Source organism: Streptomyces griseoaurantiacus, assembly GCF_036189845.1.
Lineage (GTDB): Bacteria > Actinomycetota > Actinomycetes > Streptomycetales > Streptomycetaceae > Streptomyces > Streptomyces griseoaurantiacus.
In genome coordinates this window covers 836937-861028 of the sequence record NZ_CP108326.1, presented here as the reverse complement: position 1 = coordinate 861028, position 24092 = coordinate 836937, and the positions used below count along the sequence as shown (strand labels likewise).

Sequence of the window (24092 nt, the reverse complement as noted above, 5' to 3'; positions counted from 1 at the left end):
CGGGTGGTGCGGTGGTGGTGGCGGGATCAGCCGGGGGCCGGCCCGGTGGACTCGCGGACGACGAGGCGGGGCCGCCCGGTGAGGGTGGGCTCCTCGACGTCCTCGCCGCACAGCGCGAGCAGCATGCGCGCGGCGGCCGCGCCGACCCGCTGCACCTGCTGGTCGACGGTGGTGAGGCGGGGGTGGAGCCAGCTCCCCAGCGGCAGGTTGTCGTAGCCGAGGACGGACACGTCGCGGGGGACGCGCAGCCCGGCGCGCTGGGCGGTGCCGATGCCGCAGACGGCCATGGAGTCGTTGGCGTACACGAGCGCGGTGGGCCGTTCGGCGGCGTCGAGGAGGGCCTCAGTGGCACCGACCGCCCGCCGCTCGCTGAAGTCGGTGTGCAGCACCGCGAACGGGCGCAGCCCGGCCTCGCGCAGGGCGTTCTCGAAGGCGGCCCGGCGCACCCGGGTGTGCTGCAGCTCCGGCGGCCCGGCGACGTAGGCGATGCGCCGGTGGCCCAGCTCCAGCAGGTGCCGCACGGCCTCGGTGACCCCGGCGCCCTGGTCGCCGAGGCCGATCCGGGGCACGACGGCCGTGCCGTCCGGCGAGCCGAGGAGCACCGCGGGCAGGCCGAGGCGGGCCAGCAGGGCGGGCCGGGTGTCGTCCTCGCGGGCGTCGGTGAGGACGGCGCCGTCCACCCGGCCCTCGGCGGCGAGCCGTTCGTACAGCGCGTGTTCCTCGGGCGGGCCGGTGACCAGGTGCAGCAGCAGGCCGTAGCCGCGCGGTGCGAGCTCGCCCTCTATGCCGGTGATCAGCTCGCTGAAGTGGGGGTCGGAGCCGAGCACGTCGGTGGGGCGGCGCACCACCAGGGCGAGGCTGCGGGTCCGGGCGTTGCGCAGGGCGGCGGCCGGGGCGCTGGGGGACCAGCCGAGCTGCAGCGCCGCGTCGAGGATGCGGCGGCGGGTCGCCTCGGAGAGCCGGCCCTTGTGGTTGAAGGCCTGGGAGACGGCGGCGGTGGAGACCCCGGCGGCCGCCGCGACCGCCTTGATCGTGGGGCGGCGGCCCGCCCGTCCGGTGGGCGCGCTCACATCTTCACCGCGCCGCTGACCAGGGCCTGCTGCATGCGCTTCTGCAGGACCGTGTAGACCACCCACACGGGCACGAGGGTCAGGACGGTTCCCGCCGTGAGCACCCCGTAGTCGGTGCCGGTGATCGACTTCAGCGTGGGCAGCGCCACCTGCACGGTGCGCTGCGCCGGGTCCGGCCCGATGATCACGAGGGAGTACAGGTACTCGTTCCAGAAGGTGAGGAAGTTCAGCAGCAGGACAGTGGCGATGCCCGGGAGGCACATCGGCGTGTACACATGCCGCAGCACCGCGAACGTCGAGGCCCCGTCGAGCCGGGCGGCCTCCTCCATCTCGGCGGGGATGGTCCGCATGAACTGCACCAGGATCACCACCGACAGCGGCAGCGCGGTGGCCGGAAGGAACAGCACCATGAAGGTCCGGGTGTGGAACAGCCCGGTGGCCGCCGCGAGGAGGAAGGTGGGGAACAGGGCGGCGAAGGTGGGGATCAGGAAGCCCAGGGAGAAGACCTTCTCGATGAGCCCCGCCAGCCGTCCCCTCGTCCGGGCGAGCGCGAAGGAGGCGGGGATCGCGAGGAGCAGGGTGAGCACCAGCGAGAACACCGTCACCAGCGCCGAGTTGACGACCGCGAGCCCCAGGTCGCCGTTGTCGAAGGCGGTGCGGAAGTTGCCGAGGCCCAGGGAGGAGGGCGGGGCGAAGGGGTGCGCGAAGATGTCGTCGTTCGACTTGAACGCCGAGGCGAGGAAGTAGTAGAGCGGGACCAGGAGCAGCACCGCGTACGCCCACACCAGGATGTGGGCCGGCAGCCAGCGTTTGCCGAGCTTCATCGTTCTCGCTCCTATCAGTAGGTCTGGCGGAAGACGCGGCGGATCGTCAGCAGCCCGGCGAGCCCGACGAGGAAGAGGAAGACGCCGACGGCCTGGCTGTAGCCGAGGTCCGCGGCGATGAAGGCCTTCTGGTAGACGAGGAACGACAGTGTCGTGGACGAGGTGCCGGGGCCGCCCTGGGTGAGCAGCAGGACATGCTGCGCGGAGCCGAACAGGGTCCACAGGAACTGCAGCATGGTCACCACGCCGACGTACTCGCGGATCACGGGGAAGTGGACCGTCCACATGGTCCGCCAGTGCCCCGCCCCGTCGAGCTGGGCGGCCTCGCCCAGCTCCTCCGGCACGCTGCCGAGCCGGGCCGCGAACAGGACGGCGGTGAAGCCGATGCCGCCCCACACGTCGAGGGCGATCAGGCAGGCCAGCGCGGTGGAGGGCGAGGCCAGCCAGGCGTCGGTGAGCGAGCCCAGACCGACGCTCTCCAGCGCCCCGTTGACCAGGCCGTCCGGGGACAGCGCCGCGTAGAACACCATGGCCTTCGCCGGTGTGGAGATCAGGCCCGGGATGAACAGCAGATAGCGCAGCACCCGGTGGCCGGGAGGCCGCTGGGCCACGTAGTAGCCCAGCATGTAGGCGCACACGATCATCAGCGGCAGCGCGACGGCCAGTTGGATCGCGGTGTTCTCCACCGCGTCCCAGAAGACCGGGTCGTCCAGGACCGTGCGCGCGTTGTCCAGGCCCGCGAAGGACACCGGCTGCAGCATCCCCGGCCAGTGCAGTGCCGCGATCACGAAGATGGCGAGCAGCGGCCCGACCATGAAGAGCAGGTACCAGGCCAGTGCCGGAACGGCGAGGACGGTGCCGCCCTGCCCTCGCGCGCGCGAGGCGGAGGAGCGGGAGGAGGGAGGGGCGGGGCGGCGGGAGGCCGTGCCGTCCGGTGTCGTCGTCAGCGTCGTCATGCGGTGGCTCCCGGAGGGCGGGTCGGCGAGGAGGGGCGTGGCCGGCGGGTCATGCGGACCGGTACGCGGACTCGAGGGCGGCGCGGACCTTCGCCGCACCGGTGCCCCGGGTGAAGGAGGTGCTGGTCGCCGTGATGAGCGGCTGGGTGGCGGCGGGCGGCACGTACACATCGGGCAGCAGGACCTCGCTCACCTCGGAGCCGAGCCGCTGGGCGGCCGCCACGAGCGGGAAGTCCGTGCTGACGGTGTCCGTGCGCAGGGCCATGTCGCGGCCGCTCTCGGTGATGAACCGGGAGACGGTGTCGGGCCGGTACATGAAGCGCAGGAACTTCTCGACGTGGCCGATCTTGCGGACGCCGTTGGGGCTGATCCAGAACCCGATGAGGGTGAAGGCGCGGATGACGGTGGGGCGCGCGTGGGCCGCTCCCTCGGCCAGCGGCCAACCGCCCACCTCGGTGTGCCGGGCCACCTCCGGCGGCACCTTCGCCAGCGCGGAGGACATCGCCGACTCGATCGCCGCAGACCGGGTGTTGTACTGCGTGGTCATGCTGTCGGAGGTCAGCCCCTGGGCCTTGTCGGCGAAGACGCCGGCGTCGCGCAGGGTGGTGAAGTACTCGATGCCCTCGCGGGCGCCCCGGCTGCCGAAGTCGCCGGTGGAGTAGGCGTGCCGGGCCTCCTCCGGGGACAGGAAGGTCTGGATGATCTGCGCCAGGAGCTTCTGGCCGGTCCAGTCGTTGCCGCCGACGGTGACGGGCGCGATGCCCTTGGCGCGGAGCTTGCGGGCCGCGGCGATGAGGGCGTCACCGGTGGTGGGGATCTCGTCGACGCCCGCGCGGTCGAGCAGGGCGCGGTTGTAGGCGACGGGCCAGTTCGTGGCGAAGTACGGGAAGGCCCGCAGCCTGCCCCTGTCGTCCGTCCACGCGGAGAGCGCGGCGGGCAGGACGCGCTCGCGGAGCCCCCAGTCCTCCAGGTGGGGCAGGACGTCGACGGTGGCGTCGACGTCCGTCCAGGCCAGGGTCTTGTCGTAGAGGTTGACCATCACCACGTCGGCTTCCTTGCGGGCCAGCCGGGAGGTCTCGTAGACCTGGCCGAGGTCGTCGCCGTTGACGAGGTTCTTGACCTTCAGCCCGGGGTTCTCCTTCTGGAAGCGGTCGACGGCCGCCAGATAGGTGGGCGAGCCCGGAGCGGTGGTGCCGAGCTGGGTGTGGACGACGAGGGTGTCGGGATCGGAGTCCGCCGCGGCCAGCGCCGAACAGCCGGACAGGGCGGGCAGGGCGGCGGCCGCAGCCAGCCCGGTACCGGCGGCGAGCAGGTCGCGCCGGGTCAGCGAGGAGCGCACAGCGGGGTCTCCAACCAAGCGGTTAACGATTGGTTAATCGATGTACCTCGGGAGGTGGGAGGACCCTAGGGAGTGCGGGGGCCGGGGTCAAGGGGTGAGGCGGAGCCGACGGGGCGGGATGCCGCCCCCCGGTCGTCACCCGGCCAGTCCCACCGCCGTCCGTACGCCCGCCGCGTACTCCGACGGGCACTCCCACGCCGCGAAGTGGCCACCGGTGGAGTGCTCGACCCAGGAACGGACGTCGAAGAAGCGGGCCGCGAACGCGCGCGGGGCGTTGACGAGGTCCTTCGGGAAGACGGTGAAGGCGGTCGGCACCTCGATCCGCCCGGCCGGCTTGGCGCCGCTCTCCGCGTACGGCGTGAAAGAGGTGCCGATGGCGCCACTGACCCAGTAGGCGGTGATCCAGGTGAGCACCTCGTCCCGGGTGAACACGTTCTCGACGGCGCCCTCGCAGTCCGTCCACGCGCGCAGCTTCTCGAGGATCCACGCGGCCAGACCCGCCGGGGAGTCGCCCAGGCCGACCGCCAGCGTGTGCGGCTTCGTCGACTGCTCGTGCATGTAACCGCCCTCGGCCGCCTGCCACTCGTGGCCGTGCCGCACGTAGGCCCGCTCCGTGGCGGACAGGTCCCGCGGGGTGTCCACCAGGAACCGGTACTGGGACACGTCCGTCAGATGCAGGGCCGCGACGCGGTCGGGGTGCGCGGCGGCGAGCGCCTCGGCGACGTCGCACCCCACGTCGCCGGCCGAGACGACGTACCGGTCGTGGCCCAACTCCGCCATCGCCCCGGCGACCGCCTCCGCCATGGCGGCCGAGGACAGACCGCGCCGGTCGACCGGCGCCGCGAACGGGAAGCCGGGCAGCGCCGGGACGACCAGGTGCAGGTCGGACAGGAGGGGCAGCACCTTCTCGAACCGCAGGATCGAGTCGGGCCAGCCGTGCAGCAGGAGCACGGCGGTGGCGCCCGGCTCCGCCGCACGCCGGTGCACCGTCCGGACGGGTGTGCCACCGGCGCCCGTGAGCGCCCACGGCAGGCTCCGGATCCGGTTCTCGTGCTCCCGCCAGTCGTAGGCGCCGGCCCAGTGGTCGATCAACTCGGCCAGGTAGCCGCCGTCGACCCCGCGCTCCCAGCCGAGACCGGGCGGGAGCGGGACCCGCCGGTAGGCGTGGAGCCGGGCCCGCAGATCGTCGAGGACCGCCTGGGCGACCGGGGCCGGAGCGGGACTGGTGACGCTGGTCATCGAGGTGCCTTCCTGGCGTGGGGCCGGCGCCGGCGCGCGGCCGCGGGGGATCAACCGTCCGGTTCGCCCCCCGCTTCTGTCAACGCACCGGCGCGCCCGTCACCCGCGGCCCAGGGACCGTGCAGCGGTACGCCCGCGGCCTCGGCGATGCGGGCGCGGGACGCCAGCACCCGGGCGCGCAGCGCCGGCAGGTCCACGCCGAGCAGCCGACCGTGCCGCTTGACCGGCCGTCCGGCGACGAACACGCTGTCCACCAGGCCGGGATGCCCGGCGGAGACGAGCGTGCCGACGGGGTCGGTGACCGGGAACACCGTGAGGTCCTCGGCGTCCAGGAGGAGGAAGTCGGCGTCCATGCCGGGGGCGAGGACGCCCGTCCGGGAGCCGCGACCCAGGGTGCGGGCGCCGTCCATCGTGGCGAACTCCAGGACGTCCTGTGCCGTGAGACCGCCGCCCGTACCGCGCTCGACGGAGAACGCCGTGCGCATGGTGGCGAACATGTCGCCGCCGGCGGTCAGACAGGTGTCGACGGACAGGGAGGGGCGGATCCCGGCGGCCAGCATGCGGCCGGTCTCGGGGCGTCCGAGGCCCATCCGCAGTTCGACGTCGGGACTGACGGACACCGAGCAGCCCGTGCCGGCCAGCATCGCGATCTCCTCGTCGGAGAGGCCGTTGCCGTGCACGAGGGTCGTGCGGTCGTCGAGCAGCCCCCGCGCCCGCATCTCCGCGACGGGCCGGTCGCCGCCGGGCGGGCTCGCGGCCGCGTGCACATGGACGCTCACCCGCAGCCCGAGTTCCCGTGCCAGGGCGACGTCGGCGGCGACGGTGTCCATCGGGGTCCGCTGCGGGGCACGCAGTCCCAACACCATCCCGTCGTCCGGGAGTCGTGCCCGCATGCGCCGGACCTCGTCGGCGATCGGCTCGTCGGCGACGCCCGCGCCGTAACAGAACACCGAGTGGCCGGGCGCGTCGCGCAGGGCCTGGACCGCGGCGTCGGCGTTCTCCGGGCGGTCGGCACAGTGGAACCAGTCGAGCAGGGTCGTGACGCCCGAGTTCAGGGCTTCGAGCCGGCCCAGCAGGTTGCCGAGGTACACGTCGTCCGGACGGTAGTGCGGCCGGATCCGGCCGTGCACGGTGGCGCCGTACGCGCGGAACGTCCAGTCGGTGCCGACGCCGCGGAAGGCGGTCTGCCAGGTGTGGCGGTGGGTGTCGACGAAGCCGGGTGCCACGATCCTGCCGCGCGCGTCCACGACCTCCGCGCCGGGCGCGTCCAGGCGCGCGGCGACCGCCACGATGCGGCCCTCCTCGACGAGCAGGTCGCCCCGGAAGAGGGCGCCGAGGGCCGGATCCGTGCCGACCAGCATGCCGCCACGCACCAATGTCCTGGTCCTGCTCATCGGACGGCCCCTCTCTGAGAGTTGATGCGTCAACTGTAAGGGCGCGTGAGTTGACACGTCAACTTCTGCTGCCGTCCCGGGTAGGATCCCCGTATGACGCAGACCGGCGACCTGGGCCCCGAGGAGTGGGAACTCTGGGGCGCCTGGACGCATGCGCAGCGCCTCCTCGCCCAGGAGATCGACACGGCGCTCCAGCGCGACTCCGGCATCTCCAAGGCCGAGTTCAGCGTGCTGATGACCCTGTGGCGTGCGGACGCCGGCGAGCTGCGCGTCGGTGAGATCGCGGCGTCGCTGCGCTGGGACAAGAGCCGCGTCTCGCACCAGCTCACCCGCATGGAGAAGCGCGGGTTCGTCACACGGAGCGAGAGCGGGGCCCACGGGCGCCGTACCGGGATCACGCTGACCGAGGAAGGGCGCGGGGCCGTGCGCGAAGCGCTCACCGGGCACGCCGGAACCCTCCGCCGACACTTCTTCGCCCCGCTCACCCCGGAGCAGGCGGCCGCCATCCGGGCCTGGAGCGAAGGGACGATAGCGCGCCTGGAGGGACCCGGCGACACCTCCGCCTGACGTGGCGGACCGGGCCCGGCCCGCCACGTCGTCGCGCCCGCAAGGGCCGGTCGGCCCTGGCCCCGGGGTCCGGTGCCGGGCAAGGATGGACCGTGCAGCCGTACCCCGCGCGAGAAGGAGCGACCGATGGCGGACCGTGAGCAGGCCGGGACCGAGCACCCGATCCGGGTCTTCCTCCTCGACGACCACGAGGTGGTGCGCCGCGGAGTGCACGACCTGCTGAACGACGAGGACGACATCGAGGTGGTCGGCGAGGCCGCGAACGCCGAACAGGCCCTCGTGCGGGTGCCCGCGCTGCGCCCGGACGTGGCGGTCCTCGACGTCCGGCTGCCCGACGGCGACGGGGTGAGCGTCTGCCGCGAACTGCGCTCACGCCTGCCCGACCTCGCCTGCCTGATGCTCACCTCCTTCGACGACGAGGAGGCCCTGCTGGACTCGATCATGGCGGGTGCCTCCGGCTACGTGCTCAAACAGATCAAGGGCTCCGACCTGGTCTCGGCCGTGCGCACCGTGGCCCGCGGCCAGTCGCTGCTCGACCCCAGCGCCACCACCCGGCTGATGGCGCGGCTGCGCGGGGGACAGGCCAAGGAGGAGGAGCCCGAGGCGCTGCCCGGCCTGACCGACCGCGAGCGCGAGATCCTCGCCCTGATCGGCGAGGGGCTGACCAACCGGCAGATCGGACAGCGCCTCTACCTCGCCGAGAAGACCGTGAAGAACCACATCTCCCGGCTGCTCGCCAAGCTCGGGGTGGAGCGCCGCATCCAGGCCGCCGTCATCGCCACCCAGGCCCAGGACCGCGCACGCGGCGACGGCCGCTGACGCCATTGCCCCCGTTCCCGCCCCCGCTCCCGCGAAGCGGGGCGGCCCGCGCCCGTGCCGTCCGGGGCCGCTAGTGTGGCGTGTGGCGGACGGGGGAAATGGCGTGGGGCTTGGAGGATCGTCGTGAAAGGCTCCAGGGCGTCGGGGAAGCCGGGGGAACCGGCCGGGGCGGCCGTACGGCTGCCGCAACTGCGGCTGGACGAACTGCTGGAGGAGCTCCAGGCCCGCCTGGACGCGGCCCGCGGCACCCGGGACCGGGTGCACAGCCTGCTGGAGGCCGTCCTGGCCGTCGGCCGGGAACTCGACCTGGAACACGTGCTGCACGGCATCGTCGACGCCGCGGCGACCCTCGTCGACGCCGAGTACGCGGCCCTGGGTGTCATCGGCCCCGACGGCACGCGGCTCTCGGCCTTCCACACCGTGGGCGTGGACGAGGAGCAGATCGCCCGCATCGGCCACTACCCGGAGGGGCACGGCATCCTCGGCGAGCTGATCCGGCACCCGGAGCCGCTGCGCCTGGCCAAGCTCTCCGCACACCCCGCCTCGTACGGCTTCCCCGCCCACCATCCGCCGATGAACAGCTTCCTCGGCGTCCCGATCCGCGTCCGGGACCAGGTCTTCGGCAACCTCTACCTCACCGAGAAGCGCGGCGGGCTGGAGTTCGACGAGGAGGACGAGTCGGTCCTGTCCACGCTGGCCGTGGCGGCGGGCGTGGCGATCGACAACGCCCGGCTGTACGAGGAGTCGCGGCTGCGGGAGCGGTGGCTGCGGGCGAGCGCGGAGATCACCCATGGGCTGATGTCCGGATCCGATCAGGCGGAGGTCCTCGGCCTGATCGCGGAACGCGCGCGGGAGATCACCGATTCGGCGCTCGCCGTGATGTCCACCCCGGTCAGGAACACCGACACCCTCACCGTCGAGCTGGCCATCGGCCGGCAGGCGGAGGCGCACCGCGGGCTGGTGCTGCCGGTGGACGGCACCCTCACGGGCCGCGCCTTCGCCGGCGGCATGCCGGTGACCAGCGAAGACGTGGGCCATGACGACCGGGTCACGGCCGGGCCGCCGCGGTTCGCGGGCCTCGGGCCGGCCCTCGCGGTGCCCATCGGCGCGGGCGAACGCGTGCGCGGGGTGGTGCTGCTGGCCCGGGAGGCGGGGGCCGCCGGGTTCACCGGCAAGGAGGTCGAGCCCCTGAAGAGCTTCGCCGCGCAGGCCGCCCTCGCCATGGAGCTCGCCGAGCGGCGCGCGGACGCGGAACAGATCGCCGTCCTGGAGGACCGCGACCGGATCGCCCGTGACCTGCACGACCTCGCCATCCAGCGGTTGTTCGCCACCGGCATGACCCTGCAGAGCGCGGGGCGTCTCGTCGACCACGAGGGCGCCAAGGAGCGCGTCCTGCGGGCCGTGGACGACCTCGACGAGACCATCAAGATCATCCGGTCCACGATCTTCGGCCTGCGCGCGCGTGACGACGAGGCGGCGCCCGGGCTGCGGGCCCGCGCGGTGCGGGCGGTCGGGGAGGCCACCCGGGTCATGGGGTTCGCGCCGAGCGTGCGCATGGAGGGGCTGCTCGACACGCATGTGCCCCGCGAGACCGCCGACCACGTGGTCGCGGTGCTCTCCGAGTCGCTGACCAACATCGCGCGGCACGCGCACGCCGACCGTGCCGAGGTCACGCTGGAGACCGACGGCAGGACCGTCCGCCTCACCGTGACCGACAACGGCGTGGGCATCCCGGAGGGCGGGCGCCGCAGCGGCCTCGCCAACATGGCGGCCAGGGCCCGGGAACTCGGCGGCGGCCTGGAGCGGAGCACCCCGGAGGACGGCGGGACACGGCTGGAGTGGCAGGCGCCGGTGAGCGGGGCGGGACGCTGACGACGGTGCCGCGCGGGCACTGACGACGGCGGCGCGGGCGCCCACGGCGCAGGCGGCGCCCCCTCGACCCCAGGAAGGTCTGCCGGGGGTCCTCGGCATGTGCCTTCGTCCGCGGCTTGGCCGTACGAGGGACGACGGTGCCGGTTCAGACGTCCGTACGGGGCCGGTTCAGGCGTCCGCGCCCGCCTCCCGGCCGATGCGGATCTGCCACCGCTCGGGGCCGGACTCCACGTACTCCCAGGTGAAGGCGTCGGGATGGGCGGCCTGGAACTCCCGCCGCAGCGGCTTGGGGTCGTGGTTGTTGACCAGGGTGAAGGACTCCCCGGGGGCCAGCCGCGCGAACCGGGCGAAGATCCGCGGGTGGCGTCGGCCGTGCGGGATCTCCCGGACGTCGACGACCGCCGGGTCCTCCAGGGTGCCGCCGGCCAGGAGGGTGTCCAGATCCCCGACCAGCGCGGGCAGATCGGCACCGGGCAGACCGGCGAGGGCGGGCAGCAGCACGTTCCGCTCCACCGCCAGGTGCGCCCGCAGCACCGCCTCGATCGCCCGGGCGAGCGTGGTGGCCGAGGCGGCGTCCCCGGCCGTCGACAACCGGTCGACGTCACGGTCGAGCATGCCGCCGGTGGTGCGCAGCCCGCGGACGAGCAGCCGGGTCTCGGCGGCGCCGGACGCCGTCGCGTACAGGGTCCGGTCGGCGGCGCTCAGATAACGCCGCAGCTCGCCCGCGCAGAACTCGGTCAGAGCGGCCCGGACCGACTCACCGGCCTCCGCGGCCTCGGGCTCGACCTCGGTCAGCGTGGCGAGCCGGCCCTGGAGCCTCTGTTGCGTGTGGTGGAGGGCGCTCTGCGCCCGGACGGCCGGATCGGTCTCGGTCGACTCGATGTAGATCTCGGAGGACGGCGCCATGGTGCCTGCCTTTCTCGCTGCGACCGCTGCGGCCTGCCTCAGCGGTTCGACGGCAATTATTACATGCACCTCTTGGAGAAAATACGTGCACCGGTGCGAGGACCGCCCGGCGGAGCGGTGCCTACCGGGTTCCGCTGCCGTACGGGGCGTAGAGGTCCAGGAGCCGGACGCGGGTCGCGTGCAACCGGTGGGCGACCACCTGGCCGACCCAGCAGGCGACCGCCCGGCCGAATTCCGGGTCGTCGGCGCACAGCGCCCGTACCGCCTCGGCGTCGAACTCCTGCGCCCGCACCGGGCTCGTCGCCTCGGCGCCGAGCTGCCAGACGTGCGGCCCGAAGTGCCAGGAGCAGCCGACCAGTTCGCCGTGGCCGAGGGACTCGATGACGGCGGCGCGACGGCCGGGCACGTGCATGTCGAGGGCGACGGTTCCGGTCCGGATGATCCAGAACCGGTCGGCGCGCAGCCCTTCCTCGAACAGCCGGGCGCCGACGTCGAAGGAGACGTCACGGGCGAGGGCCGACAGCCGTTCGCGGTATTCGGCCGGCAGGGCCGCGGCCAGAGTGGTGGTGGAGGTCATCGCACCGGCTCCTTTCGATCACGGAAAGCATGCGGGACGTGGGGAAAAGGGGCGAGGGGCGGGGCCGGTGGGGCCCCGTTCCGGCGGTGGCTTCCCTTCCTCAAGGGTCCGCCCGCAGAGGCCGCGGCGCCAGGTCCGACCGGCCCCTCCCTCAGGGCCGGTCGGGGTGGTTCGTCAGAGCAGGCTGCTCCAGTAGGACCAGAACCGGGTGAGGGCGAGGACGGCGATCAGGCCGTACCAGGCGGCCGGCAGCATCCAGTGCGTGTCGAGCAGCAGGTCCAGCAGCCCCCGCCCGGCGGCCGGGACGGGGAGCACCCCGGACCGCAGGTTGCGCAGCGTGACGTACCAGAACAGCGCGATGGTCACCACCCAGACGACGGCGCAGTACGGGCAGATCCTGCCGAGTACGTAGAACGACTGGTAGATCAGCCAGTGCACGAACACCACACCCGCCAGCGCCCCCGCGTTCAGCCCGAGCCAGACCCGGCGGTGCAGCCGGGCACCGCCCAGCACGGCCACGCCCAGCGCGGCGACGGCGGCGAAGGCGCCCAGGCCCAGCAGCATGTTGGGGAAGCCGAACACATTGCCCTGCGCGCCGGTCGTGACGCTGCCGCAGCCCACCACCGGACTGATGTCGCACGACGCCTGATGGCTCGGGTCCTTGAGCACCCGCCCGTGCTCGACCGCGAGCTGGAAGGCCGCGAGCCAGCCGATGACGCCGGTGAGGACCATCAGCGTCCCCGTCCGCCGTCCCCGGGGCCGCTGTCGTGCCGCCGTGCTCATGCCGCGCGCCGTGTGTCCGGCCGGCGCGAGCCGGGGCGCCTGGTGCCCGGCGCCGTCGTCGTGGCCCGGCGCCGGTAGACCAGGTACGGGCGGACGAGGTAACCCACCGGGGCGCTCCACACGTGCACGAGCCGGGTGAAGGGCCAGACGGCGAAGAGCAGGCAGGCGGTCACCGCGTGCAGCTGGAAGAGCAGCGGTGCCCCGGACATCGCCTCCGGCCGCGGCTGGAGGACGAAGACGCCGCGGAACCACACCGAGACGGTCTCCCGGTAGTCGTAGCCGCCGCCGAACACGTTGTGCGTGGCCGTGGCGGAGATGCCGAGCAGCACGGCGGCGGACAGCAGGGGGAAGAGGATCTTGTCACTGCGGTCGGTGCCGAGCCGGATCCGCCGGGTGAGCAGCCGGCGGGCGCACAGCATGCCCAGCCCGGCGACCATGGCGATGCCCGCGACCGAACCCGCCCACACGGCGCCGGTGTGGTACATGTGCTCGCTGATCCCGGCGGCCTCCGTCCAGGAGGCGGGCACCGCGAGCCCGACCACGTGCCCGCCGATCACCATGAACGCGCCGAGGTGGAACAGCGGACTGCCCCAGCGCAGCCAGCGGTGCTCCAGGAGCTGACTGGTGCGTGAGGTCCAGCCGAACTGGTCCTGCCGGTAGCGCCAGACGTGGCCGACGACGAACACGGCCAGGCAGATGTAGGGAAGGGCGACCCACAGCAGCAGGTCGGTTCCTGAGGCGTTCATCGAGGACCGTCCACGGGCGAGGAGAGGGAGGCATCGGAGGCCGGGGTCGGCGACACGAGGGTGGGGCGGGCCGGCTCGGGGGGAACGAAGGTCCCGGGAGGGGCGAAGGCTCCCGGTGGCGCGAAGGTCCCCGGCGGGGCGAACGCGCCGCCCGCGTACGGGTCCATCCCGACGTCCTCGTTCGGCGGCCCCTGCGCGGCCAGTTCCGCCACCGCCGCGAGGTCCGCCTCGGTGGCCGGCGGCAGCAGGGCGAGCAGCGCGGCGAGGACGTGCCGGTAGGGCGAGTCCGCGTCGGCCAGCGCCCGGTGGATCAGTTCGAGGCCGCGCCGGTGCTGGCGCAGCGGTGCCTCGCCCGCGCCCGGCCCGGAGAGCGCGGCGAACTCCAGCACCACGGGCAGGTGGTCGGGCAGTTCGCCGCCGTCGACCTGCCAGCCGGCGGCCCGGTAGCGCTGCGCCAGGGTGAGCAGGGCCATGCCCCGGCGGCGGGTGTCGCCGTGCAGGTAGTAGGTGAGGTAGAGACTGCTCCTGCGGCGCAGGTCGAAGGTCTCGACGTAGGTCCGCTCCAGCGTCTCGGGCTCGGCGTGTGCGAACCAGCCGGTGAATGCGGCCAGTTCGGCGGCGGCCTCCGACGGCGGCAGGCCGGCGACGCAGGTGGCCACGTCCTCCCGGGCGGCGGCGAGCTCCGCGTCCGGGTACTGCAGCAGCAGCGACACCAGCCGCAGCACCAGCGACCGCTCCCGCGCCTGCGCGGGCGTGAGCCGGGCGGGCCGCCGTACGGCCGCCCGCAGCCGGGTACGGACGAGGGCGGGGACCGAGGGGGATTCCTCCCGGTGGCCGGCACCGGGGGAGAGCAGAGGGCTCATGCGTGTCCTTCGGGTGAGGTGCGGCGCAGGGTGGGGATACCGAGCATGACCTTGCGTGCGGAGGCGGGTTCGCCGGAGGACTCCACCGGGCAGCGGTTCTCCATCGCGGTCAGCGCGGCCGCGTCCTCCTTGTGCGCGGCCGGGACGACGTACCGGTCCTGGTACTTGGCCACCGCCAGCAGCCGGTGCAGGTCCTCCGCCTCCCCGGCGGTCAGCCCCACCGCGTCCAGCGCGGCCTCCTCCTCGGCCACGTCGTCCCCGCCGAGCGTCCGCTCCCGCATGTACGAGCGGAGCGCGGTCAGCTTCATCAGCACCCCGCCCACCACGTCCACGTCCCCGGCGCTGAACAGCTCCGCCAGGTACTCCAGCGGGATGCGCAGCCGGGTGACGGCGGCGAACACGTGGTCGGGGTCGTCCTGGTTGCCGCCCGCCGAGGTGACCGCGTCCAGGACGGGGGAGAGCGGCGGCACGTACCAGACCATCGGCAGGGTGCGGTACTCCGGGTGCAGCGGCAGCGCCACCTTGTACTTCGACACCAGCGCGTACACCGGGGAGCGGCGGGCCGCGTCCAGCCAGTCCTCGGGGATGCCGGCGGCGCGGGCCGCGGCGATCACCTCCGGGTCGGACGGGTCAAGGAACACGTTCCGCTGGGCGTCCAACAGGTCCTTCTCGTCCGGGGTCGCCGCGGCCTCGCCCACCTTGTCGGCGTCGTACAGCAGCAGCCCCAGGTAGCGCAGCCGGCCCACGCACGTCTCCGAGCAGACCGTGGGCTGGCCCGCCTCGATGCGCGGGAAGCAGAACGTGCACTTCTCCGCCTTGCCGGTGGCGTGGTTGACGTACACCTTCTTGTACGGGCACGCCGTCACGCACATCCGCCAGCCCCGGCAGCGGTCCTGGTCGACCAGGACGATGCCGTCCTCCACCCGCTTGTACATCGCGCCGGACGGACAGGCCGAGACACAGGCCGGGTTGAGGCAGTGCTCGCACAGCCGGGGCAGGTGGAACAGGAAGGTCTGCTCGAACTCGAACTTCACCTTCTCGGCCCACTCCCCGCTCAGGTTCGGGTCGCCGCCCGCGTGCTCGGGGGCCCCGCCGAGACCGTCCTCCCAGTTGGCGCCCCAGGTGATCGAGGTGGGCCGGCCGGTGAGGACCGAGCGGGGGCGGGCGACCGGCATGTCCGGTCCGGCGGGGGCGCTGATCAGGTTGTCGTAGTCGTACGTCACCGGCTCGTAGTAGTCCTCCAGGGCCGGCAGGTCCGGGTTGGAGAACAGCGACAGCAGCCGCTTGACCCGGCCGCCCGAGCGCAGCACCAGCCGCCCCTTGCGGTCCAGCCTCCAGCCGCCCTTCCACTGATCCTGGTCCTCGTAGCGGCGCGGGTAGCCGACGCCCGGCTTGGTCTCCACGTTGTTGAACCAGGCGTACTCCACACCGGTCCGGTTGGTCCACGTCTGCTTGCAGGTGACCGAACAGGTGTGACACCCGATGCACTTGTCGAGGTTCATCACCATGGCGATCTGAGCCATCACGCGCACGTCAGTACTCCACTTGCTGGCTGCGGCGGCGGATGACGGTGACCTCGTCCCGCTGGTTGCCGGTGGGCCCGTAGTAGTTGAAGGCGTAGGTGAACTGGGCGTAGCCGCCCGCCAGATGGGTCGGCTTGACCAGCAGCCGGGTCAGCGAGTTGTGCATGCCGCCGCGCCTGCCGCTGACCTCGGTCTTCGGTACGTTCACGTTGCGGTCCTGGGCGTGGTACATGTACACCGTGCCCTCGGGCATCCGGTGGGTGACCACCGCGCGGGCGGCCACGACGCCGTTGCGGTTGTACGCCTCTATCCACTCGTTGTCCTTGACGCCGATCCGCTCGGCGTCCTCGCGCGACATCCAGATCACCGGTCCGCCGCGGGACAGGTCGAGCATGTACTTGTTGTCCTGGTAGTTGGAGTGGATGGACCACTTGGAGTGCGGGGTCAGATAGCGGACCGTGACCTCCGCCCGGCCGTCCTCGCCCAGGTGCTCGTTCCCGTAATGCCGGATCGCGTTCAACGGAGGCCGGTAGACCGGTAGTTGCTCGCCGACCTCGGCCATCCAGTCGTGCTGGACGAAGAAGTGCTGCCGGCCGGTGAGGGTGTGCCAGGGCTTTCGGTGCTCGACGTTGATGACGAACGGCGAGTAGCGGCGCCCGCCGGTCTCCGAGCCGGACCACTCGTAGGACGTCATCACCGCGCGCGGCTGGGTGCGGGTGTCGCCGAACGTGATCCGCTCCGCCTCGCGCTCGGCCGCCAGCTCCACCAGGCCCTCGCTGCCGGTCTGCCGCTCCAGCTCCCGGAAACCCTCGGTCGCCAGGCGCCCGTTGGTGGTGCCGGACAGGGCGAGGATCGCCTCGCACATGTCGCTCGCGGTGGCCAGCGAGGGCCGGCCGGCCCCGACCCCCTCGCGCACCGTGCCGCAGCGGTGCCGCAACTCCTCGATCTCGCGGTCCGGATGGACGGTGACGCCCTTGGTGGTGGTGCCGAGCGTGTCCAGCAGCGGGCCGACGGCGCGCATCTTCTGTCCGACGGCCGGGTAGTCCCGCTCGACCACGACCAGCTTCGGCATGGTCCGCCCGGGCACGGGCTCGCACTCGCCCTTGCGCCAGTCGCGCACCACCCCGCCCGGCTGGGCGAGTTCGTCCGGGGTGTCATGGGTGAGGGGCACGGCGAGGACGTCGGTACGGGTACCCAGGTGCTTCGCGGCCAGCTCGCTGAACCGGTCGGCGAGGGTGAGGAACGTGTCGTAGTCGGTGCGGGACTGCCAGGGCGGGGCGATGGCCGGGGTGAAGGCGTGCACGAAGGGGTGCATGTCCGTGCTGGACAGGTCGTCCTTCTCGTACCAGGTCGCGGCCGGCAGCACCACGTCGGAGAGCAGACCGGTGGAGGTCATCCGGAAGTCCATGGTGACCAGCAGGTCCAGCTTGCCCTCGGGCGCCTCCTCGTGCCACACCACCTCCTCGGGGCGCTCTCCGGGCGGGGTCTCGGCCGAACGGACCGCCGCGTCGGCGCCCAGCAGATGGCGCAGGAAGTACTCGTTGCCCTTGCCGGACGAGCCCAGCAGATTGGCCCGCCACACCGTCAGCACCCGGGGGAAGTTGGCCGGGTCGTCCGGATCCTCCGCGGCGAACTTCAGTCGGCCCGCCTTGAGTTCGTCCACGACATGCTCGGCGACCGGCCGGCCCGCTGCCGCCGCCTCGTCGGCCAGGTCGAGCGGGTTGCGGCCGAAACCGGGGTGGCCCGGGGTCCAGCCGAGCCGCACGGCCTGCGCGAGACAGTCCGCGAACGCCTTGCCCTTGAACCGGCCCTCACCCAGCGGCGAGGCCAGCTCCTCGGGCCCGAACGCCTCGTAGCGCCACTGGTCGGTGTTGAGGTACCAGTACGAGGTGCCCGCCATGTGCCGGGTGGGCCGCTGCCAGTCGAAGGCGAACGCCAGGTGCTGGAAGCCGGTCAGCGGGCGGACCTTCTCCTGGCCCACGTAGTGCGCCCAGCCGCCGCCGTTGACGCCCTGGCAGCCGGTCATCGTGGTCAGCGCCAAGAAGGCGCGGTAGATGGTGTCGGAGTGGAACCAGTGGTTGGTGCCCGCGCCCATCGCGATCATCGAACGGCCCTGGGTGCGCTCGGCGTTGCGGGCGAACTCCCGGCCGATCCGGGCCGCCTGCTCGGCCGGCACCGAGGTGATCGTCTCCTGCCAGGCCGGCGTGTACGGCCGGCTCGCGTCCTCGTACGAGGTCGGCCAGTCGCCCGGCAGACCGGGCCGGGACACCCCGTACTGGGCGAGCATCAGGTCGAACACGGTGGTGACCAGGCGCCCGCCCAGCCGCCGGGCGGGTACCCCGCGCACCATCACCGAGCCGCCCTCGGTGGCGCCCTCGTCGAACCGGGGGAGCGCCACCTCGACGTGCTCCTCGGCCCGCTCCAGCAGGCTCAGCTCCGGGACGACGTCGCCCAGATCGAGGTTCCAGCGGCCCTGCTCCTCCTTGGCCCAGCGGTGGCCGAGCGAGCCGTTCGGCACGACGGGCTCCCCGGTGGCCGAGTCCAGCAGGACCGTCCTGGAGTGCGCGTTCTCCTGCGTCGCGGCCTCGCCGCCCAGGGCGGCGGCGGTCAGGAACCCGTCGGGCACGAGCCCGTGGGCGCTCTCGCGCAGGGTGATGAGGAACGGGGCATCGGTGAACGAGCGCAGATAGTCCCGGAAGTACGGCACCTCGCGGTCGACCAGGAACTCGCGCAGGATCACATGCCCCATGGCCATCGCCAGCGCCCCGTCGGTTCCCGGGTGCGGGGACAGCCACTCGTCGGCGAACTTCACGTTGTCCGCGTAGTCGGGGGAGACGGCGACGACCTTGGTGCCGTTGTAGCGGGTCTCGGTGAGGAAGTGCGCGTCGGGCGTGCGGGTGACGGGGATGTTCGATCCCCACATCACCAGGTATCCCGCGTTCCACCAGTCCGCCGACTCCGGCACGTCCGTCTGGTCGCCGAACACCTGCGGCGAGGCCACGGGGAGGTCGGCGTACCAGTCGTAGAACGACAGCAGCGTGCCGCCGATCAGCGACATGAAGCGGGAACCGGCCGCGAACGACGCCATCGACATCGCCGGGATCGGCGAGAACCCGGCGACGCGGTCCGGGCCGTACGACTTGATGGTGTGCACATGCGCGGCGGCCACCAGCTCGGACACCTCGTCCCAGTCGGCGCGCACCAGGCCGCCCTTGCCGCGGGCCCGCTTGTACGCCCGCGCCTTCGCCGGGTCGCCGGTGATCTCCGCCCAGGCCGCCACCGGATCGCCGAGGCGCCGGCGCGCCTCGCGCCACAGCTTCAGCAGCGTGCCGCGCACATACGGGTAGCGGACCCGGCTGGGGGAGTACGTGTACCAGGAGAACGACGCCCCGCGCGGGCAGCCGCGCGGCTCGTACTCGGGGCAGTCCGCGCCGATCGACGGGTAGTCCGTGGCCTGGTGCTCCCAGGTGATGATGCCGTCCTTGACGTACACCATCCAGGAACAGGAGCCGGTGCAGTTCACGCCGTGCGTGGACCGCACCACCTTGTCGTGGGCCCAGCGGTCCCGGTAGAACCCCTCCCACTTGCCGTCGTTCTCGCCGAACACGGCGCGCCCGTCGGCGGAGACCTCGTCGCGGGTGAGCAGCCGGCGGCCGGCCAGCGGCCAGTCCCGGACGGTGTGCGGTGGCCGCCGCCGTGCCTTCTCGTCGTTCTCCATGGCCGGAAACCTATGCGGGCGCACAGGGCCGTGACCTTGGGCCGAACGCCCCCGGCCGGATGTCCAAAGGCCCTGTTCGGCCCACCACTCCCGGGACCAACGGCCCTGCAAGCAGGGCCCCTCGGCGGACCCGACGCGGGCCCCGCGCGGTGCAGGCTGACACCGACCGAACCGGAGGCAGCGCATGTACGACCGCACGCAGAGGTGGCCCGGCTCCATCCCCCGTCCCTGGCCGGGGTCCGTCCGACGGCCGTCGCGCCCGTGTCTCCGCCTCGGTCACCGTCCGGCCGCCGGCCACGTCTGCCCTGACACCCGGGCGGCCGGACACATACGTGGGCACGGTCCCGGACGCACCCCGAGGGGACGACGGTGAGCGCGGTGGTACCGACGGCCGGCGGCGGACCGGCCGTGCGCCGGCAGCGGCAGGACGTGGGGGAGCGGCCCTTCCTCGTGATCTGGGAGTCCACCCGGGCCTGTCCGCTGGCCTGCGCGCACTGCCGCGCCGAGGCCGTCCCGGACCGCGATCCGCGGGAGCTGAACACCGGGGCCGCCAAGGAACTGATGCGGGGGATCGCCGACTTCGGCCGCCCGGCCCCCCTGTTCGTGATCACCGGCGGTGACCCCTTCCAGCGTTCCGACCTGCTCGAACTGATCGCGTACGGCCAGGAGGTGGGCGTCCGCGTCGCGGTCTCCCCCTCCGGCACACCGACGCTCACCGCCGCACGGCTGCGGGCCGTGCACGAGGCCGGCGCGGTCGGGCTCTCGCTCAGCCTGGACGGCTCCACCCCCGCACTGCACGACGGTTTCCGGGGCGTGCCCGGTGTCTACCGCTGGACCCTCGACGCCTGGGACGCCGCCCGCGCGCTCGGCATGAAGGTGCAGATCAACACCACCGTCACCCGGCACAACCTGCACGACCTGCCCGATGTCGTCCGCCTCGTGCACGACCACGGGGCCATGCTGTGGAGCGCCTTCTTCCTGGTGCCGACCGGACGTGGCGCGGCACTCGGCGCGCTGACGCCCGCCGAGACCGAGGACGTCCTCAACTTCGTGTACGACGTCGGCCTGACCGTGCCCGCCAAGACCACCGAGGCCCACCACTTCCGCCGCGTCGCCCTGCAGCGGCGCATCCTCGCCGCACGCGGCGAGGACCATGAGAAGGCACTCGGACTCGGCACCCTGTACCGGGAACTGCGCGCGCGGACGGCCGAGTTGGGCCTGTCCGGCGGAGGACGCCGGGCCCGCCGCCCGCCGCTCGACGTCAACGCGGGCCGCGGCTTCGTCTTCGTCTCGCACACCGGGACCGTGCACCCCAGCGGCTTCCTGCCGCTCGGCGCCGGCAGCGTGCGGGAACGGCCACTGACCGAGATCTACCGCACCTCCGCGCTGTTCACCGGCCTGCGGGACCCCGACCGGCTCGGCGGCCGGTGCGGCGCCTGCGAGTTCCGCCGGGTCTGCGGCGGCTCCCGCTCCCGCGCCTACGGCGTGACCGGCGACCCGTACGCCGAGGAGCCGTGGTGCGGATACGTCCCCCACTCCTTCCCCCACCAGGAGGAACTGGCCGCGCTGCTGTCCGGACCCGGGCGCCCGCCCGCGCCGGGGCCGGGAGCGGAGGAGGCACCCGGACACGGTGGCCGGCCGCGAGAGGGACGGGAGACGTCGTGAGCGGGGCCGAGCACACCCCCCGGCCGGACGGACGCCGGCGGCTCCCGCTGCTCCAGCAGCCCGCCGGGCCCCCGGGCGACGGCGGGCCCGGCGGGTCCGGCGGGTCCGCCGGCCGTTCCGGCCGGGCCGCGCGGCAGGACATGCGGTCCCGGCAGGTGCGGGCGCACCTTCTCGTCGCGGGCTGGGCGGGCCTGGCACTGCTCGCCGCCGCCGCGCCGGACACCCTCCCGGTGGCCCGCTGGCTGGCGGTCCATCTGCTCCTGCTCGGCGCCGCCACCACGGCGATCGTGGTGTGGAGCGAGCACTTCGCCGTCGCGATGCTGCATGCCCCGGTCCCCGACCGGCGCTGGAGCACCGCACGCCTCGCGGGGGTGAACGTGTCCGTGGCCGGGGTGCTCCTTGCGGTGTGGGCCGGCCCGCCCGCGCTGATCGCGGCGGCCTGCGCGGCACTGGCCGTCGCCGTCACCGCGCACCTCGTGGTGCTGGTGCGCCTCGGTCGGGGCGCGCTGGGCGGCAGGCTGGCGCCGGTCGTCGCCTACTACCGGGCCGCCGCGGTCGCCCTCGCCGCCGGAGTGGTCGCCGGCGGGACGCTGGCCACCGGGAGCGCGGGCGCGGCCGGGCACACCGCACTGCGGCTCGCGCACGTCCACGTCACCCTGCTCGGCTGGATCGGACTGCCCGTCCTCGGCACCCTGTTCATGCTCTGGCCCACCGTGCTCGGCGTCCGGATGCACGCGCGCACCACCCCGACGGCGCGCCGGGTACTGGCCCTCACCGGGGGCGGCCTGACGGTCGCCGTGACCGGCCTCGCGGGCCCGGCGGTCCTCCCGGGCCCGGGCGCGGCGGTCGCATGGCGCGCGGCGACGGTTGCCGGACTCGCCGCCTACGCCGCCGGTGTCGCCGTCGCCGTACGGCTGTGGGCGGCCACGGTTCGGCGGGGACGCAAGGCCGTCTCCGTGGCCGCCGCCTGGTCACTGGCGGCGTCCGCCGGATGGCTGACCGCCGGAGTCGTCCACGACCTCGTGCTGTTCGCCACCCGCTCCCCGGCCGCCGCGCAGGACGGCGTCGAGTCCCTGGTCCCGCTGTTCCTGCTCGGGTTCGTCGCGCAGGTGCTGATCGGCGCGCTGACGTATCTCCTGCCGGTCGTGACGGCCGTCGGCCCGAAGGCGCGGGCCGGATCGCGGGCGGTGCTGGAGCGGGCCTGGCAGGCCCGGTTGGCCGCGCTGAATCTGGCCGTCGCACTGCTCGTACTGCCCCTGCCCGGGCCCGCCGCCACGCTGGGGGTCGTCCTGGCCGCGGGCGCCGCGGTGGCCTTCCTCGGGCTGGTCGTCACGGTGTTGGGCCGGCGGGCGGGGGCCGTGGTGACCCCGCGGGCGCCCGTGCTCATCGGCACCGCGGCGGCAGCCGTCGCCACGGCCCTCGCCGTCCTCGTGGCGGGTGGCGGCGCCGGCGGCGGTACGACGACGGCGTCCGGCGCGGGAACGGGCGGCGCCGCCACCGGCACCCGCACGGTGGCGGTCTCCCTGCACGACATGCGCGTCAGCCCGAGCCGGATCGAGGTCCCGCGGGGCACCGCGCTGCGTCTGAAGGTCACCAACCGCGACGCGCAGCGGCACGATCTGAGGATCGAGGACGGCCCCACCACCTCGCTGCTCTCCGACGGCCAGACCCGCACCCTCGACCTCGGCACGCTCACCGGCGACCGCAAGGGATGGTGCACCGTGCCGGGGCACCGGGCCGCCGGAATGACGCTCGACATCGCGGCCACCGGGACGGCGGACGGCGGGGGGCGGACCGCCGCCCAAGGCGCGGAGGGCCACGACGGCCACTCCGCGACCGCCTCGGAGGGCTCCGGGCCCGACCTGTCCGCGGACTTCTCCGCCGGCTGGCACTCCCGTGACGCCGCCCTCGCCCCGGCGGCCGGTGCGACGGTGCACAGGATCGGCCTGCACGTCCGGCAGCGCACCGTGGAGGTGGCGCCGGGGGTGCGGCAGCGGATGTGGACCTTCGGCGGAACCGCGCCCGGGCCCACCCTGCGCGGAAAGGTCGGCGACGTCTTCGAGGTCACCCTCGTCAACGACGACACCACCATGGGCCACGGTGTCGACTTCCACGCCGGCGCGCTCTCCCCCGACAAGCCCATGCGCACGCTCGAACCGGGGGAGCGGCTCGTCTACCGCTTCCGGGCCGAGCGGGCCGGCGCATGGCTGTACCACTGCAGCACCGCGCCGATGCTCCAGCACATCGGCAACGGCATGTACGGCGCCGTGATCGTCGACCCGCCGGGGCTGGACGAGGTCGACCGGGAGTACGTGATGGTCTCCTCCGAGCTGTACCTGGGCACGCCGGGCAGCGCGGCGCAGGTCGCGAGGATGCGGGCGGACACGCCGGACGCTTGGGTGTTCAACGGAGTGGCGGCGCAGTACGCGAAGGCGCCGTTGCGGGCACGGGCGGGGGAGCGGGTGCGCTTCTGGGTGGTGGCGGCGGGGCCGAGCGACGGGGTCGCCTTCCACGTGGTCGGGACCGTCTTCGACACCCTGTACAAGGAGGGCGCGTACCTGCTGCGTCCAGGGGACGGCGACGGTGGTTCCGGCGGGTCCCAGGTGCTCGATCTGGCCGTCGCGCAGGGCGGTTTCGTGGAGACGGAGTTCGCGGCGGCCGGGCATTACCCCTTCGTCGACCACGACATGCGGCACGCGGAGGCCGGGGCGCGCGGCGTGGTGGAGGTGCGGTGATGGGCGGGGGTGCCGTCGGGCTCTGGCAGGTCGTGCGGTTCCTGCACGTCACCGGGGCGGTGGTGTGGGTGGGCGGCCAGGTGGCGCTGTCGTTGGTGGTGCTGCCGTTGGCCCGGCGGCTGTTGGCCGCCGAGGACCGCGACCGGTTCGCCGCGCGGGCGGGGCGGCGCTTCGGGATGCTGACGGGGGCGGTGTTCCTGCCGGTGCAGTTGGGGACGGGCTGGGCGATCGCCTGGCACAAGGGGGTGACCTGGGCGTCGCTGGGGGAGCCGGGGTACGGGCGGGTGCTCGCGGCGAAACTGGGGCTGTTCGGGGTGGTCGTGCTGGCCGCGGCGATGCACGGCTGGGCCCACGCGAAGGGCCGCCCCGAACTGGCGCGGGCGCTGGCGGTGGCGTCGCTGGTGGGGTCGCTGGGGGTGGTCCTCCTGGCGACGGCCCTCCCGGCGACGTGAGCGACAGCACCTCTCCCCCCGGCCCCCCGGCCCCCCGGCCCCCG

General features: G+C 73.6%; 19 protein-coding genes. 6 read left to right on the top strand and 13 right to left on the bottom strand.

Annotation, left to right across the window (positions count from 1 at the left end):
- Positions 1-26 precede the first annotated feature (26 nt).
- From OHB09_RS03945 to OHB09_RS03920, 6 genes are all read right to left on the bottom strand, one after another.
- On the bottom strand, positions 27-1070 hold the full coding sequence (locus OHB09_RS03945; RefSeq protein WP_319349909.1) for a LacI family DNA-binding transcriptional regulator: 1044 nt from the start codon (positions 1068-1070) through the stop codon (positions 27-29).
- Positions 1067-1894 carry a carbohydrate ABC transporter permease gene (locus tag OHB09_RS03940; protein WP_093590110.1) on the bottom strand — a complete coding sequence of 276 codons (828 nt, stop codon included), beginning with the start codon at positions 1892-1894 and terminating at the stop codon, positions 1067-1069. The genes OHB09_RS03945 and OHB09_RS03940 overlap by 4 nt, the downstream gene beginning before the upstream one ends.
- Positions 1895-1908: 14 nt before the next feature.
- Entirely contained in the window at positions 1909-2850 is a 942-nt protein-coding gene (locus OHB09_RS03935; protein WP_328921615.1) for a carbohydrate ABC transporter permease, read from the bottom strand.
- A gap of 49 nt (positions 2851-2899) precedes the next feature.
- Complete coding sequence (locus tag OHB09_RS03930; RefSeq protein WP_319119234.1) at positions 2900-4189, bottom strand: ABC transporter substrate-binding protein; 1290 nt, start codon at positions 4187-4189, stop codon at positions 2900-2902.
- Positions 4190-4324: 135 nt separating this feature from the next.
- Positions 4325-5428, bottom strand: a complete 1104-nt coding sequence (locus tag OHB09_RS03925; RefSeq protein WP_328921614.1) for an epoxide hydrolase family protein — start codon at positions 5426-5428, stop codon at positions 4325-4327.
- 50 nt (positions 5429-5478) lie between these two features.
- Complete coding sequence (locus OHB09_RS03920; protein WP_167796267.1) at positions 5479-6822, bottom strand: amidohydrolase family protein; 1344 nt, start codon at positions 6820-6822, stop codon at positions 5479-5481.
- 93 nt (positions 6823-6915) lie between these two features.
- Here OHB09_RS03920 and OHB09_RS03915 point away from each other — a divergent pair, with 93 nt between their 5' ends.
- The 3 genes from OHB09_RS03915 to OHB09_RS03905 all read left to right on the top strand — a co-directional run bounded on the left by OHB09_RS03915 (position 6916) and on the right by OHB09_RS03905 (position 10080).
- Complete coding sequence (locus OHB09_RS03915; protein ID WP_006144359.1) at positions 6916-7389, top strand: MarR family winged helix-turn-helix transcriptional regulator; 474 nt, start codon at positions 6916-6918, stop codon at positions 7387-7389.
- Positions 7390-7515: 126 nt separating this feature from the next.
- The gene (locus OHB09_RS03910) at positions 7516-8208 is read left to right on the top strand and encodes a response regulator (protein ID WP_006144361.1); all 693 of its coding nucleotides are present in this window, start codon (positions 7516-7518) and stop codon (positions 8206-8208) included.
- Positions 8209-8331: 123 nt separating this feature from the next.
- On the top strand, positions 8332-10080 hold the full coding sequence (locus OHB09_RS03905) for a sensor histidine kinase (protein WP_328921613.1): 1749 nt from the start codon (positions 8332-8334) through the stop codon (positions 10078-10080).
- A gap of 168 nt (positions 10081-10248) precedes the next feature.
- Here OHB09_RS03905 and OHB09_RS03900 read toward each other — a convergent pair whose 3' ends face one another.
- The 7 genes from OHB09_RS03900 to OHB09_RS03870 all read right to left on the bottom strand — a co-directional run bounded on the left by OHB09_RS03900 (position 10249) and on the right by OHB09_RS03870 (position 19196).
- Positions 10249-10986 carry a DUF2249 domain-containing protein gene (locus OHB09_RS03900; protein ID WP_328921612.1) on the bottom strand — a complete coding sequence of 246 codons (738 nt, stop codon included), beginning with the start codon at positions 10984-10986 and terminating at the stop codon, positions 10249-10251.
- A gap of 121 nt (positions 10987-11107) precedes the next feature.
- Positions 11108-11563: a Crp/Fnr family transcriptional regulator gene (locus tag OHB09_RS03895; protein WP_006144365.1), complete on the bottom strand. Its 456-nt coding sequence runs from the start codon at positions 11561-11563 to the stop codon at positions 11108-11110.
- 174 nt (positions 11564-11737) lie between these two features.
- Positions 11738-12346 carry a vitamin K epoxide reductase family protein gene (locus OHB09_RS03890; RefSeq protein ID WP_328729934.1) on the bottom strand — a complete coding sequence of 203 codons (609 nt, stop codon included), beginning with the start codon at positions 12344-12346 and terminating at the stop codon, positions 11738-11740.
- On the bottom strand, positions 12343-13092 hold the full coding sequence (gene narI / locus OHB09_RS03885) for a respiratory nitrate reductase subunit gamma (RefSeq protein WP_006144369.1): 750 nt from the start codon (positions 13090-13092) through the stop codon (positions 12343-12345). The genes OHB09_RS03890 and narI overlap by 4 nt, the downstream gene beginning before the upstream one ends.
- Positions 13089-13955 carry a nitrate reductase molybdenum cofactor assembly chaperone gene (narJ, locus tag OHB09_RS03880; protein ID WP_319119241.1) on the bottom strand — a complete coding sequence of 289 codons (867 nt, stop codon included), beginning with the start codon at positions 13953-13955 and terminating at the stop codon, positions 13089-13091. Before narJ ends, narI begins: the two co-directional genes overlap by 4 nt.
- Entirely contained in the window at positions 13952-15487 is a 1536-nt protein-coding gene (gene narH, locus OHB09_RS03875) for a nitrate reductase subunit beta (protein WP_328921611.1), read from the bottom strand. Before narH ends, narJ begins: the two co-directional genes overlap by 4 nt.
- Position 15488: 1 nt before the next feature.
- Positions 15489-19196, bottom strand: coding sequence for a nitrate reductase subunit alpha (locus tag OHB09_RS03870; RefSeq protein ID WP_328921610.1), 3708 nt, complete (start codon positions 19194-19196; stop codon positions 15489-15491).
- Positions 19197-19565: 369 nt separating this feature from the next.
- On the opposite strand from OHB09_RS03870, the gene OHB09_RS03865 reads away from it, so the two are divergent.
- Genes OHB09_RS03865 through OHB09_RS03855 form a run of 3 tightly spaced genes read left to right on the top strand, consistent with a single transcriptional unit; the run spans position 19566 to position 24048 of the window.
- Complete coding sequence (locus tag OHB09_RS03865) at positions 19566-20861, top strand: TIGR04053 family radical SAM/SPASM domain-containing protein (protein WP_328921609.1); 1296 nt, start codon at positions 19566-19568, stop codon at positions 20859-20861.
- Positions 20858-23596 (top strand): multicopper oxidase domain-containing protein, encoded by a 2739-nt coding sequence (locus OHB09_RS03860; RefSeq protein WP_328921608.1) that lies wholly within the window; start codon positions 20858-20860, stop codon positions 23594-23596. Before OHB09_RS03865 ends, OHB09_RS03860 begins: the two co-directional genes overlap by 4 nt.
- Positions 23596-24048: a hypothetical protein gene (locus OHB09_RS03855; RefSeq protein WP_191852607.1), complete on the top strand. Its 453-nt coding sequence runs from the start codon at positions 23596-23598 to the stop codon at positions 24046-24048. The genes OHB09_RS03860 and OHB09_RS03855 overlap by 1 nt, the downstream gene beginning before the upstream one ends.
- Positions 24049-24092: the final 44 nt, after the last annotated feature.